Annotated in this window: 9 protein-coding genes; 1 reads left to right on the plus strand and 8 read right to left on the minus strand. The window is 48.0% G+C overall.

Annotated features, from left to right (window positions below; genetic code table 11):
- Positions 1–4 precede the first annotated feature (4 nt).
- The gene (locus tag ACXAD8_RS11940) at positions 5–3,175 is read left to right on the plus strand and encodes an Ig-like protein, group 1 (RefSeq protein ID WP_475228780.1); all 3,171 of its coding nucleotides are present in this window, start codon (positions 5–7) and stop codon (positions 3,173–3,175) included.
- A 76-nt stretch (positions 3,176–3,251) separates the two neighbouring features.
- Here the strand turns inward: ACXAD8_RS11940 and tldD are convergent, their stop codons facing one another.
- From tldD to ACXAD8_RS11980, 8 genes are read right to left on the minus strand one after another with little or no spacing between them, the layout of a single operon-like run.
- On the minus strand, positions 3,252–4,694 hold the full coding sequence (tldD, locus tag ACXAD8_RS11945) for a metalloprotease TldD (RefSeq protein ID WP_475228783.1): 1,443 nt from the start codon (positions 4,692–4,694) through the stop codon (positions 3,252–3,254).
- Positions 4,687–5,508: a carbon-nitrogen hydrolase family protein gene (locus ACXAD8_RS11950; protein WP_475228786.1), complete on the minus strand. Its 822-nt coding sequence runs from the start codon at positions 5,506–5,508 to the stop codon at positions 4,687–4,689. Before ACXAD8_RS11950 ends, tldD begins: the two co-directional genes overlap by 8 nt.
- The gene (locus ACXAD8_RS11955; RefSeq protein WP_475228789.1) at positions 5,508–9,443 is read right to left on the minus strand and encodes a YhdP family protein; all 3,936 of its coding nucleotides are present in this window, start codon (positions 9,441–9,443) and stop codon (positions 5,508–5,510) included. The genes ACXAD8_RS11950 and ACXAD8_RS11955 overlap by 1 nt, the downstream gene beginning before the upstream one ends.
- Positions 9,440–10,918, minus strand: coding sequence for a ribonuclease G (gene rng, locus ACXAD8_RS11960; RefSeq protein ID WP_475228791.1), 1,479 nt, complete (start codon positions 10,916–10,918; stop codon positions 9,440–9,442). Before rng ends, ACXAD8_RS11955 begins: the two co-directional genes overlap by 4 nt.
- 3 nt (positions 10,919–10,921) lie before the next feature.
- Positions 10,922–11,497 (minus strand): Maf family protein, encoded by a 576-nt coding sequence (locus ACXAD8_RS11965; RefSeq protein WP_475228794.1) that lies wholly within the window; start codon positions 11,495–11,497, stop codon positions 10,922–10,924.
- Positions 11,498–11,511: 14 nt separating this feature from the next.
- Positions 11,512–11,991 carry a rod shape-determining protein MreD gene (mreD, locus tag ACXAD8_RS11970; protein ID WP_475228797.1) on the minus strand — a complete coding sequence of 160 codons (480 nt, stop codon included), beginning with the start codon at positions 11,989–11,991 and terminating at the stop codon, positions 11,512–11,514.
- Complete coding sequence (gene mreC / locus ACXAD8_RS11975) at positions 11,991–12,848, minus strand: rod shape-determining protein MreC (RefSeq protein ID WP_475228799.1); 858 nt, start codon at positions 12,846–12,848, stop codon at positions 11,991–11,993. The genes mreD and mreC overlap by 1 nt, the downstream gene beginning before the upstream one ends.
- Before the next feature lie 52 nt (positions 12,849–12,900).
- A complete protein-coding gene (locus ACXAD8_RS11980) occupies positions 12,901–13,944 on the minus strand; it encodes a rod shape-determining protein (RefSeq protein ID WP_229531281.1) in 1,044 nt (347 codons plus the stop codon).
- Positions 13,945–14,009: the final 65 nt, after the last annotated feature.

The following is a 14,009-nucleotide window of genomic DNA, read 5'->3' on the forward strand; positions in this document are numbered from 1 at the left end:
GCTAATGCGCGCTAACATATTTGTAGTTTTTCTGCTCCTTCTTCTCAGTGGCTGCGGAGGAGGTTCTTCTGGAGCGAATGGACCTGATCCTTTCAATCCTGGCACCGATCCGGTACTGGCCATGTCTATCGAAATATTAGATAGCAACTGCGAATCTGTTAGCGAAAACAGCTTCACCACCGACGAAAACATCTGTGTTCAGGCAACCCTGACCAGCGACGGTAACGCTGTCAGCGGAGAAATTGTGAACTTCTCGTTGGGTTCCTCAATTGCGCAGTTGAGTAGCGATACAGCACTGACCAATAGCTCAGGGGTTGCGCAAACCATCATCAGTAGCAGTTCTTCAACATCGGGGGCCAATAGCGTTACTGCCACCTACGATACGGCAACTGCAACAGCTAACTTCCAGTACGAAGCCAGTGCCTCCAGTGATCCGGTACTGGCCATGTCTATCGAAATATTGGATAGCAACTGCGAATCTGTTAGCGAAAACAGCTTCACCACCGACGAAAACATCTGTGTTCAGGCTACCCTGACCAGCGACGGTAAAGCTGTCAGCGGAGAAATTGTGAACTTTTCGTTGGGTTCCTCAATTGCCCAATTGAGTAGCGATACAGCACTGACCAATAGCTCAGGTGTCGCCCAAACCATCATCAGTAGCAATTCTTCAACATCGGGGGCCACTAGCGTTACTGCCACCTACGATACGGCAACTGCAACAGCGAACTTCCAATACGAAGCCAGTGCTTCCAGTGATCCGGAACTGTCCATGACCTCATACCGAGAGGACTGTGCAACACCGGCGCAAAGCTTTGGCACTAACGAAACCATATGCGTACAAGCAACGCTGACCCAGGGTGAAACACCGCTTAGCAACGAGATTGTCAACTTTGCGATTTCCTCCGGACTGGGATCATTAGACAGAACCACTGCCTTGACCAATGTTCAGGGTATTGCCAAAGTAAACATCACAAACAGCAATGAAACCATTGGTGCGGCGTCAGTATCTGCCAGCTTCGATACCCTCTCAGATGCCTCAAATTATGAATATGTTGCGGTAAATCAAACGGTTACTACTTCCCCATCAATCACCGTCGCCTTGTATCAGAACGGTGAACAGGTCAATGGTTTCCAGGCTGATCAGGAAGTGATTGCCCGCGCTACCGTAAGAGACTCTGATGGCAACCCGGTGCCAGAGGTCATAGTCAGCTTTTCTGTTCAGGGCACTGGGCCGACGCTGACGCCCTCTTCAGCCCTAAGTAGCCCTACTGGTATTGCTGAAGTGGATTTAACCGCGACAGAGAGCGATTTGGGCGCTTATGCGTTACAGGCAGAAACCACAGTAAACGCAATTCAAATCAGTGGCGCTCGTAATTTTGAAGTGCGTTCAGCAGGCGCGGTAATCGAAGGTGAAACCCGTTTTGGACACTTTGACAGTGATGGCAATTTTGTTGAAGGTATTATCGGCTCGTCTATCGCCGACGAAAATGGTGATGTCACCATCAGCGCCGGGGCCACTACAGGTTTTGATGTAGCGTTAGTGGATGAAAACGGCGACCGAATATCTACCCCCACTCCGGTAACCTTTACCTCCACCTGTGTCACAAACAATCAGGCCACCATCGATGAAACAGTCACCACTATCAACGGTGTCGCTTCTGCTACATTCGAGGATTTAAGCTGTGCCGGTGCCAGCGGCAATACTGACCAAATCGTGGCATCTGTGGTGATCAACAACGAAACTACCACTATCACCCGCGAGTTAACGATTCTGCCAGAAGGTATCGGTTCTATTTCTTTTGTGTCTGCTACGCCTGATGCCATTGTATTAACCGGTACTGGTGGCCAAAACACCAGTTCGGTATCAACGCTGATTTTCCAGGTTAATGGTGAATTGGGTAATCCCATCGCTCAACAAGAAGTGGCCTTTGCATTAAATACCACAGCAGGCGGTTTAAAGCTGGACCCGGCGGTAGGCTTAACCAACAGCGCGGGTCAGGTAAGCACGCGAGTAACAGCAGGTACAGTACCTACACCTGTGCGGGTTACAGCTTCGGTCACCACTCAAGACAATAACACTATTCGCACCCAATCCGACCTTCTGACAGTAAACACAGGTTTGCCGGATCAAAACAGCTTTACCTTAAGTGCTGATGTCCTGAACTCCGAAAGTTACGACTTTAGTGGACAAACCGTGAATATAACAGTCAGGTTGGCAGATATTTTCAACAATCCAGTTCCTAATGGCACCACCGTTAACTTTACCACTGAATACGGCAGTATAGAGGGTAGTTGTGAAACTGGCGAAGACGCCAATGGCAATATCGATCCAGAACTGGCCGCTACCGGCACCTGTTCTGTTACCTGGACCAGTCAAAACCCCAGAGATCCTGATGACCACAGAAATACCATTTTGGCCACGGCTATTGGTCACGAAACCCTGTTTGATAGTAATGGTAACAATGCCTATGACGACGTTGATGGCGGAGCTATTATTGACAATACCGATTCGGGCTTTGGTGTCAGCCGCTACGGCAGTAATGGCTTTGTGGATTATTCTGAGGCTTGGGTAGATTACAACGAAGACGGTATCTATCAGCCAGCTGAGCCTTTTATCGACTTCAACGGTGATGAAACCTTTAACAGCGCTGATGGCTTATTTAACGGCCCACAGTGCAACTCAGCCAGCTTGTGTAGCGATAGTGCCCGTTCTATTCATATCCGAAGAGCATTGACCCTGGTGATGTCCTCATCTGAAGCATTATGGCGAGTCTACGCAAATGATCTCAGTGACGATAACAATATTATAGCCACCAATGACAGCAACGTAACCATTACCAATGGCAATGTCACCGGAAGTACATACCTCTTGGCTGACGGAGAAACGGCCACCTTTACTCTGGTTTATTATGATACCGATGAACAAGTCCTTGCTGCAGGTACCGAGTTGGGTACAGTGAATGCGGATGGCGATATTTCTGTGGTCATTGATCGGGTAAATAACACCAACCAAAACGAATCTTCGTTGGTACCAGGCAGCATAGAAGTATTGACTACTATCAGCAACTCAGTCGGCGCAGAGGATAGCGGCACCTCTACCTTTTCTTATGCCATTGACAGTCCGGCAGGCACCAGAACCAACGTAGAGTTTTCGGTCAGACGCGAAGATCCTTAAATTACTCGGTAATGAAAAGCAAAAAGCCCCAATTTTGGGGCTTTTTAGTTTTTGAATTCTGAATTGATAACAGTTATCAGGCTGTTCCACCCACAGTCAGGGCATCCACTTTCAGTGTCGGTTGTCCAACACCTACCGGTACACTTTGTCCGTCTTTACCACAAACACCAACACCGCGATCTAACTCAAGGTCGTTGCCGATCATGGAAATCTTTTGCATCACATCAGGACCATTGCCAATCAGCGTTGCCCCTTTAACCGGTGAAGTGATTTTGCCTTTTTCAATCAGATAGGCTTCAGACGTAGAAAACACAAACTTACCAGAGGTGATATCCACCTGGCCACCACCAAAGTTGGGGGCCCAGATACCTTTGTCCACCGTAGAGATAATTTCTTCCGGAGTATTGTTGCCGGCCAACATATAAGTATTAGTCATACGTGGCATAGGCAGGTGTGCATAGGACTCTCTGCGGCCATTGCCGGTAGGAGCAACTCCCATCAGCTCGGCATTCACCTTGTCCTGCATATACTTTTTCAGTATTCCGTCTTCGATCAAGACATTGTACTGCCCCGGCGTACCTTCATCATCATAACTTAACGAGCCTCGACGATTAGGCATGGTACCATCGTCCACCACTGTTACGCCCTTAGCGGCCACCTGCTCTCCAATTCGACCCGAAAAGGTGGAAGCCCCTTTGCGATTAAAATCGCCTTCCAGACCATGACCTACGGCTTCGTGTAGCAATACACCAGGCCAGCCAGCGCCCAGTACCACTGGCATAACACCAGCAGGAGCAGCAATGGCTTTCATGTTGATTCTTGCCATGTGCAGTGCCTCGTCGGCTACAGACTGATAGCGTGGCTGTCCATTGTAGGACTCTCTGAAATACTGATAGCCCATACGACCACCAGCCCCGGAACTACCGCGTTCGCGACGTCCGTCCTGCTCCAGGATAACCGAACAATTTAACCGGATAAGAGGACGCAAATCCGTTACCCAGGTACCATCAGATGCCGCCACCAGAATTTCTTCATAAACCCCGGAAATGCTCACAACCACCTGAGAAACATCCGGTTCTTGTTGACGAATGTAGCTGTCAGTGACCCGCAGCAGATCAATCTTTTCTGATTCGGTCATCTGAGCCAGCGGGTTATCTGCCATATACAGCGCTTTTTGGGTGATTGGATTAAAGGCTTTAATGGCCTTTGTGCCACCGTTGACAGAAATACTTCTTGCTGCTCTTGCAGCATCCAGCAAAGCTTCGCGAGTTATTTCGTCAGAATAGGCAAAGCCGGTTTTTTCACCCGACACAGCACGCACCCCAACTCCTCGCTCAATGTTGTAGCTACCGTCTTTGATAATGCCATCTTCCAGCACCCAGCTTTCGTGTTGGCTGGCCTGAAAATATACATCAGAGAAATTATTTTGATGTTGCAGGATCAGACTAATGGTTTCCTGCACATCAGCACGGGTCAACCCTGATCCTTCGATAAGGTGCTGTTCAACTAAATTAGACAAGCTTGCTCCTGAATCTGTTTTGCTGCTTTACCGGCATTGTAGCGCGGATTTGTTCCAGGTACGAAGAATTAACCTGACTATATACGATCCCCGGAGACTCCAGACTTTCCATCAACAGTTCGCCCCAGGGGGAATAAATACAAGTGTGGCCCCATGTTTCCCGGCCATTAACATGGGTTCCCGATTGATTGGCCGCCACCACATAACACTGATTTTCGATACTGCGGGCCTGTAACAAAGGCTGCCAGTGAGCACTGCCGGTCTTGTGAGTAAAGGCGGCAGGAAGGGCCAACACATCCACCTGCTCCATGGCCATAAATAAGCCGGGGAATCTGATGTCATAACACACCGCCACACCCAATCGTCCAAACGGCGTGTCGGGTATCACACAGACCTGGTTTCCGGCCTTGGTATAACGCGATTCCTGATAACTTTTGGTATTGTCCGCCACTTCCACATCAAACAGATGTATTTTCTGGTATTCCGCCACCCGCTCACCGTCGCTGTTGAATACCAGACAAGATGCAGTAAATCTGTCTTCATAAGCGACTTTTAAAGGGATCGTTCCCGCCACCAACCAGACGTTGAATTCCCTGGCAAGTTTTGCCAATTCTGTCTGAATAGGCCCCTCGTCAGGAATCTCGGCTTGTTGCAACATGGATTTGTCGCTTGCGCCGAACCAGGCAAAACACTCCGGCAAAACCACTAATGTCGGTTCATCGAACTGCATGCCAGATAATGCTTGTCGGATTTGTTTAAAATTCTCTGCCACATCGGGCACGGAAGTCATTTGAATTGCTACTAAGTGCGCCATTACTTTCCACTTTCGGTGTCGATATCTGAATCCGCTCCTTCATCAGGCATGGTGTCTTTTGTGCCCTGAGGTTGCGGATTGTTTGGTGCTGACTCAGGAGGCGTATTGCCCTTCGGGAGATTGTTGTTTTTTGCTGGTAATTCCACCACTTTGCTGGTTTGTTCCAGCAAGGTAATTTGCGGCTCTTTAATGGAGCCGGTTAAAGAGTACTGAATTCCTGATACCACATTGGCAGAGGTAAATACTTCATCAAAGGCCAATGCAGCTACTGCCGTGGCGGGATTAACCATCCAGGCCACCAGTACCGGCAAACTAGACGTGATGTTAGGTTTAACATCCACCACATAATTCAGACTGTTATCCACCAGATTGGCGTAACCTTTGATATCCACTCCGGCGGCAGCACCGTCAATGTGGGTGTCCTGAGTACGTACCTTGCCTTGTTCTATAGCAAAGGTGCCAGACATCTTATCGTAGAAAAAGCCTTTAGCGAACACGTCCCTGAAGTCCAGGGTGAGTTTTCGCAACAAAGACTCCAGACTAAAAATACTCAGTAATCTGGCCCCCTTATCAGATATTTCAGTGATGTAGCCATCTCCCAGTCGAAAATCCAAACTACCGTTCAGTTCCTCAGCGGAAAAGGCATAAGGCGCATTGCCCCAACTAAAATCAAAATTCATTCTGGCATCGGAATCTCTGATACCGGAATCAAAATCCAGCCCTTTCAGAAAACTACCAAAATCATCACTGTTAAAGGAGCCGATAAGGCGAGTACTGTCGGTCTGTTCACCAAAATACCAGTCACCGGTTGCCACCAGGGTTCCATCCCGGCTGCTGATATTTAGCTTGTCTATTTTCATGCCGGCCTGGTTGCGACTCATTTCAGCTTCTACCCGACCCAGCTCTACACCTTTGAAATTACAGGACTTACAGAGTAGTTTTAGCGGTGGTACATCTTCATAGCTGAAACTATCAGTTTGTTGCTCGTTGTCTTGCCACTCACTCAAATTGATATAATCAGCTTGTATTTCTACTCCGTCTCGCAGCCAATCTTTGTGCAACATGATATCGGCTCTGGCCTGCTCAGAACTCACTTCTAACTCCCACAATTCATCGCGGTTCTTAGCCAAGACTTCGGCATTGGTGAGCATCTGTCCGGCTAACAATAACTCCTGCGCTTCCACAAAGACTCGTTGTGGCGCAGAAATAAAAGGCGTTTCACTGTCAGGCAAACCATCCACCAGATCGCCAATAAAGCCATGCCATGCGGAATAATCCATACGCGGCAAATCAGCAGAAACACTGAAGCCTAAGCCCATGCCCACAAAATTATCGCCTCCCGCTGACAGATGAGCGCGGGAAAACTGCATGGTGTCATGGGGTAATATGCCGTTGAACTTGACATTGCGACCCAATAAGATACGCACCGTTGAAACCTGCTCGTTTCCTTCACTATCAAAAAACAGTGGCAAACTACTCTGTGCATTTTTGGTCAAGGGTTGCGGTGCAGTTAAATCTACCCCCGCCAGATCCGAATTCAATTGCAGATTGTATTGGTAGCCTTGTTCCGGCAACACCAACTTAAAACGGCCATTCCAGCTTGCGTCACCCTGAACATACTTCACTAGTTGCGGATGGGCATAAGCGACCGCCTGCGGAACATTCCAGTTACCGGAAAAATCAACGTCCGTGGTATATCCCTGCTCCTGCTGTCGAGCCTTAACATTCAGCGCTATAGGTTGACCCAAAATACTTGCGGTAATGCCACTTGCATCCAGGTTTTCATTGGCAATATGAAGAGAACCAGCCATTTTATCCAGGGTCAGATCTAACGCCGGAATATGCAATTGATTGTCCTGGAAATCCACTTGTGCGGTAGCGATTACTTCATTACCTGTAAAAGGTACATGCAGATTTAAACTAGCTTGTAAATCTCCTTGCACCTGCAAGAAGTCCAGTGCCTCTCCTACTGAGCTCTTTAAACTGCTGGCCTGAAATAAGTCTCTGATTTGTGGTCCAGAGCCATTGCCTGTGGCCGTTATCGCCACATGAGAGCTGCCACTTAACTCAGGTATTACAGCATCGGCCTGCTGCACGGTTAAACCTGATATTGAGCCTTCTTTGCCCTGGATATCCAGCCGGTCGTTTTCAAACAACAAACTGACACTGGCATCTTGCAACGCTGGCCAATCCCGTTGAAATTTAAGCTGTAATTGCTCGATATCCACACTGGCCTGAAAAATGCCTTGTCCTTGTTCGAAGGGAAAATCGCTGGGATTGCCACGCCAAAGTATTTTGGCATTGCGCGTCTGGCCTTTCTCAAGGGCACGATTTAACCAGCTGCGGGTGTCTTTTCCCATCAGCTCCGGAAAATAACGCTTTAAGGTGAGTAAATCACTATCCTGAACAGTAGCAAATAAAGTCAGATCACCAGTTTGCAGGTCATACTCGGCCTGTTGCTGAATATCCAGGTCCTTGTTCTGCAGTTCAAATTTGGGAATGTAAATGCGACTGTGCTCTTCGCCGGCGCTCAGATAGGCCGTCAGGCTCAGTTGTTCATAAGGCAGCATAAATCCCAGCAACTGCTCACTGGCCAGGTAATTGTCCTGGGACTGAAGATTTAACATTCCCGCGTCATTCAACCAGAATATTTCGCCGTTGAATGCATTGATACCGGGTACAGTGTCTTGCTCTTGTGTGGTCAATTCATCAAAGGCAATGTAAGCCGCAATATGCTCTTCAGATAAATAAAAATCGGCGGTGCTCACCTGAATTCCGGGATCAAATGCACTTAACTGTTGTTGAAAAGACTCGCCTAACAAAACACTGCTGAGTGGTAATAAGGGGGTTAAATTAAGCCGTTGTGCCGCACTTAATTTAATAACACCGTTGGTAAACAGCGAACCGTGCCAGGCACTGTTAAACAGGCGTTCGTTAACCACAAGGGAAAAGTCATCAAGATTAAAATCCCAACCGTTGCTGTTGGGCATTGCATAAAATTGGCCTTTCAATAGCTCAGCTGAAACCTGACTGTCCTGTTCCTCGCCTTGCCAAACAAATTCACTTTCGGATAAATCGGCCTGCACAAATGTAATATCGGTATTTTGCAGCCCTGCCCAGAGTTTGAAGTTGCCGCGGCTGTGTTGAATGTTGTATTCAGTAGGCAGCAACGCTTTTATCCAGGGGGACAAATCCAGGTCTTCAGCTTCAGCGTAAAAAGTGCCATTAAAACTGTCTTTTGAGCCGTGTAAATCTAATACAAAACGCGCCGAATTACGCGCCAGTTCCGCCACGCGCATTTGCCCGACGCCCTGGTGTCGCTGCTCTTTGTTAAGCCAGCTAAGTTGCTGGATTTGGATCTTTTGCTCATCCAGATTGGTGCGCAACAGGACTTCACTATTACTAACGGAGAAGCGCGCCAGCTGTTCCAGAAACAAGGTTTGCAGGGCATCAAGAATGGGGTATTGCTCACCGCTACTTTTAATTTTGGGTAAGTCTACCTGCAACTGCAGTCCAATCAGATTAAAGCGCTGCGACTGTATCTGACCTTGTTGCACTGAACTCCAGAAATCCAGCTCGATTTGAGTTTCGTCGATGGAAAAAGCCAGTGGTGAATCTTGCTCCTGTTTTAACACCACATCTTTGAGCACTATCGCAGGCCCTTTGGCTTTCCACATGGCACTGATATATCCAATCTGGATCTCGCTGTTATATTGCTCCTGAAGCAGAGCTTCCAGGTGATGTTTGTGGGAGTCCATATAAGGAAGGGAGTAGCGCACCAGCGAAATTAACACCGCCAGTGTCACCAATAAGACAGCCGCCGTCATCCAGATTTTTCTGGTGATCCAGGCAGCGTAAAAGCGCCAATCTTTGTTCACCTTCACGTCGCTATGGCATACCGGCGCGGGGTGTATTACTCGTTTTTTTTCGGTCACATCATAACCACGTCATATTTGTCCTGGTTATACAACATCTCCGTTTGTACTTTAATTTGCTTACTGATAAAGACTTCCAGTTCTGCCAACACATGTGATTCCTGGTCCATCAGGGCTTCCGCCACTGCCGGAGAGGCATACACCACGAATTTGTCAGCATCATAAGCCCGGTTAACGCGCACAATTTCTCTCATTATCTCAAAACAGATGGTTTCCACCGTTTTGATAGAGCCGCGTCCCTTACACACCGGACACTCACCACACAAAATGTGTTCAAGGCTTTCGCGGGTGCGCTTGCGGGTCATTTCCACCAAGCCCAGCGCTGTGAAGCCATGGATCTTACTTTTCGCCCGGTCTTTACTGACCGCCACCTCAAGACTATGCAACACCCGTTTCTGATGACTGCTGTCGGTCATATCAATAAAATCAATAATGATGATACCACCCAGATTGCGCAATCTTAACTGCCGGGCAATAGCCTGGGTTGCTTCAATGTTGGTGTTAAAGATCGTCTCTTCCAGATTGCGATGCCCAACAAAAGCGCCCGTATTAATATCAATGGTGGTCATGGCTTCAGTTTGATCAATAATCAAATAGCCACCAGACTTTAAATCTACCCGACGTTCCAGCGCGCGTTGTGCTTCGTTTTCTACATCATATAAATCAAATATTGGCCGCTCACCTGGGTAATACTCCAACAGGCGATGAAACTCCGGCGCATACTCTTTAGTAAAATGTTGTAATTCCTGAAAGGCCAGCTTGGCATCAATTCTGATGCGATCCAACTCCGTTCCGACAAAGTCCCTTAGCACCCGACGCGCCAAAGGTAAGTCTTCATATAAGACATTGGATTTCCGCTTTTTTTGCCTTACTTGTATTTTAGACCACAATCTCTGTAAAAATTCCGCATCGGCCACAAGTTCTTTTTCAGCTACGCCTTCGGCGGCAGTACGCAGGATAAATCCGCCTTTACCGCCAACGTTTTCCATCATGGCCTTAAGCCGTTCTCGCTCTTGCTCGTCTTCGATACGTTGTGACACCCCCAAATGGGTCACACCCGGCATAAACACCAGATAGCGGGAAGGAATGGTAATATCCGTGGTGAGTCTGGCCCCTTTGGTGCCGATAGGGTCTTTAACCACCTGAACGACAATATCCTGGCCGTCGCGCACCAATTCGCGAATATCCTGAGTCTGGTTATGGGTCTTCTTTATTTCAGATTCATTGACCTCTTCCAGGATTTCGTTGTGCACTACAATATCAGAAGCATGTAAAAAAGCGGCTTTTTCCAGGCCAATATCCACAAACGCCGCCTGCATCCCCGGCAACACTCGACTGACCTTACCCCGATAAATATTGCCCACCAGGCCTTTTTTGGTGTGACGCTCTACATGGATCTCTTGCAATAACCCATTTTCAATTAAGGCCACTCGCGACTCTGATGGAGTAACATTGATTAATAACTCACCACTCATGCTTCAGTCCTTCATTCTGTTCAGCATCGCCACAGTTTCGTATAAAGGCAATCCTACTATTGCACTGTAACTTCCGGAAATATTTGTCACAAACTGCCCGGCATAGCCCTGAATCGCATAACCACCGGCTTTATCCGCAGGCTCACCGGTGGCCCAATAATGTTCTATTTCCTGCTCACTAAGTTCCTTAAAGGTAACCTCTGAGCTTACCTGACAACTGTCAATCTGACATTGTTGGCTTTGGACATCCCACTTTGCAACGGCTATCGCAGTGATGACCTTATGGGTTTGACCGGACATTTGCTGCATCATTCCCCGAAAATCTGTAACATTTTTTGGCTTAACCAAAATTTCGTCAGCTAACAAGCCAATCGTGTCAGAGCCCAACACCAATAATCCGTCCTGGCGTGCGGTTGCAACTGCCAGGGCTTTTTCTCTCGCCAAACGCTCAACCAGCTCGACGGCTGACTCGCCCGCACGTGGAGTTTCGTCGATGTCAGCACTTTGGCGCTCAAATTCAATGTCTATTTGTAGCAATAATTGCGCCCGACGCGGCGATGAGGAAGCTAATACAATCATGAAAAAGCAATAACTTAAGTAATGCGAAACTGACGACGCAACTTGCGCAACAGCGAAAATACCCAGGGCCAAATCAACATAGAGGTTAATACCGGCCACATATAGGCGAAAATAAAATCAATTTCGTTGAGCAGTCGCAGGAGCCAAAAGATCAACAAGTGATACAGTGCAGCGATAAGACCAATAATAATTGCCTGTTGCCAGACTGAGTAATTTCTCAGGCGCTGATAGTTCATCGCCAATACATAGGTTACCGCGGTCAGCGCCAGACTGTGCACCCCCAGGGTTGTACCCAGCAAAATATCCAGAATGAGGCCGTTTAAAAAAGCCACTCCAATACTAACCCTGTGGGGCAAAGCCAAAGTCCAATAGGCAATGACCAGCATTAACCAGTCTGGTCGGTAAGGGTCCACCATGGGAGGCATGGGCATAACCTGCAGAAGTAGCGCAGCTAAAATGCTCAGCCCAATAATGTAATGTTTAATGGCAAACATCAGTCCTGTGTTTCCTCACTACTGGTTTCGACAGATTGGCTTTCTGGCCAAAGCAGTAACAAATATTTGAGCCTGTCCAGTTTGGCTATCGGTGCCGCTTTCACGTAGGCAAAAGGCCTGGATTCATCCCGGATCACTTCAGTGATCTTGGCCACCGGATAACCTTCCGGGAAAATGTTACCCAACCCCGATGAAATCAACAAATCTCCGCTGGAAATATCGGTACTGTGAGCCACGTGTTCAAGTGTCAACTCAGTAAGATTGCCGGTACCGGAAACAATCAATTGCACATTGTTTTTCAGCACTCTGGTGGGTACTGCGTGAGTTATATCTGAAATCAGCAGTATTCGGCTATTGGTGGTGGCGACGTGTAATACCTGTCCCACAATGCCATGCTCATCCAATACCGGCTGCCCTTCATAAACGCCGTTGATGGAACCTTTGTTAATTACCAATTGGTGACTGTAGGGATTGTTGTCTATCGCCATCACTTCGGCGATCATTTTTCGCACGCCTTGTTCAGATACAGAACCGAGCAATGCCCGAAGATGCTCGTTTTCCTGGCGTAAAAAATTGTTTTGTTGAATTTGTTCGCTCAACAACACATTTTCCCGTTTCAGGCGCTCATTTTCTTCCAGCAATTGTTGTTGTGTGGTGATATTAGTGGAAGTCCAGTTCAGCATAGCCCCTGGTAAATTGGCCGCATACTGAATAGGGGAAACCATACTGTTAAGAAACAGCCGTGCGCTGCTAAAGCTATCAAGTCGATGATCCAACACCATCAGGGTTGCGGATAATATGATGGCAATTACCAGCCTGATGTTAAGAGATGGACCTCTTAAAAAGATAGTTTCCATTAAGGGTCTCGGAGCCGTAAAAAGAAGCAGAGGACCTGAGGTCCTCTAGCGCTTATTCATAAGTGAACAGGTCACCGCCATGCATATCGATCATCTCGAATGCCTTGCCGCCACCGCGGGCAACACAGGTTAGCGGGTCATCGGCAATAACCACCGGGATACCTGTTTCTTCCATCAGGAGGCGATCTAAGTCTTTCAGCAAGGCACCACCACCGGTGAGTACCATACCGCGCTCAGAAATATCAGAGGCCAGTTCTGGTGGAGATTGTTCCAGTGCCACCATAACCGCCGATACGATACCAGTTAATGGCTCCTGAAGTGCTTCGAGAATTTCGTTGCTGTTCAGGGTAAAGCCTCTGGGTACACCTTCCGCCAGGTTACGACCGCGCACTTCGATTTCGCGTACTTCTTCACCGGGATAAGCCGCGCCAATTTCGTGCTTAATGCGTTCAGCTGTGGCTTCACCAATCAAAGAACCGAAGTTACGACGGATATAACTGATGATGGCTTCATCAAACTTATCACCACCGATGCGAACAGATGAAGAATACACCACACCGTTTAGTGAAATGATAGCGACTTCAGTAGTACCACCACCGATATCCACCACCATTGAGCCAGTCGCTTCGGAAACCGGTAAACCGGCACCGATTGCTGCAGCCATAGGCTCATCAATCAGATAAACCTCGCGAGCACCCGCACCCAGTGCTGACTCGCGAATAGCACGGCGTTCTACCTGAGTAGAGCCACAGGGTACGCACACCAAAACCCGTGGGCTTGGACGCAAAAAGTTATTGTCATGCACTTGCTTAATGAAATGCTGTAGCATTTTTTCAGTAACATAAAAGTCCGCGATAACCCCGTCTTTCATGGGGCGGATTGCTTTGATGTTACCAGGCGTTCGACCTAACATTCGTTTTGCAGCAGCACCAACCGATGCAACACTTTTAGGTCCGCCAGCGCGCTCTTGTCGGATTGCTACTACAGAGGGTTCATTGAGCACAATACCGCGATCTTTAACGTAGATCAGTGTATTGGCAGTACCGAGGTCGATGGAAAGATCGTTGGAGAACATTCCGCGGAGTTTTTTAAACATGGAAGGTCCGGTTCCTTTTTGCAAGTATTGTTATGGCATGTTATTGCGCTAACTTTACCAATGCG

Source organism: Planctobacterium sp. AWH2_060, from assembly GCF_056158425.1.

Bases quoted from the DNA above. Each gene is read 5' to 3' on its own strand.
- ACXAD8_RS11940 (WP_475228780.1), top strand. From the start codon at position 5: ATGCGCGCTAACATATTTGTAGTTTTTCTGCTCCTTCTTCTCAGTGGC.
- ACXAD8_RS11950 (WP_475228786.1), bottom strand. From the start codon at position 5,508: ATGGCGCACTTAGTAGCAATTCAAATGACTTCCGTGCCCGATGTGGCA.
- rng (WP_475228791.1), bottom strand. From the start codon at position 10,918: ATGAGTGGTGAGTTATTAATCAATGTTACTCCATCAGAGTCGCGAGTG.
- ACXAD8_RS11965 (WP_475228794.1), bottom strand. From the start codon at position 11,497: ATGATTGTATTAGCTTCCTCATCGCCGCGTCGGGCGCAATTATTGCTA.
- mreD (WP_475228797.1), bottom strand. From the start codon at position 11,991: ATGTTTGCCATTAAACATTACATTATTGGGCTGAGCATTTTAGCTGCG.
- mreC (WP_475228799.1), bottom strand. From the start codon at position 12,848: ATGGAAACTATCTTTTTAAGAGGTCCATCTCTTAACATCAGGCTGGTA.
- ACXAD8_RS11980 (WP_229531281.1), bottom strand. From the start codon at position 13,944: ATGTTTAAAAAACTCCGCGGAATGTTCTCCAACGATCTTTCCATCGAC.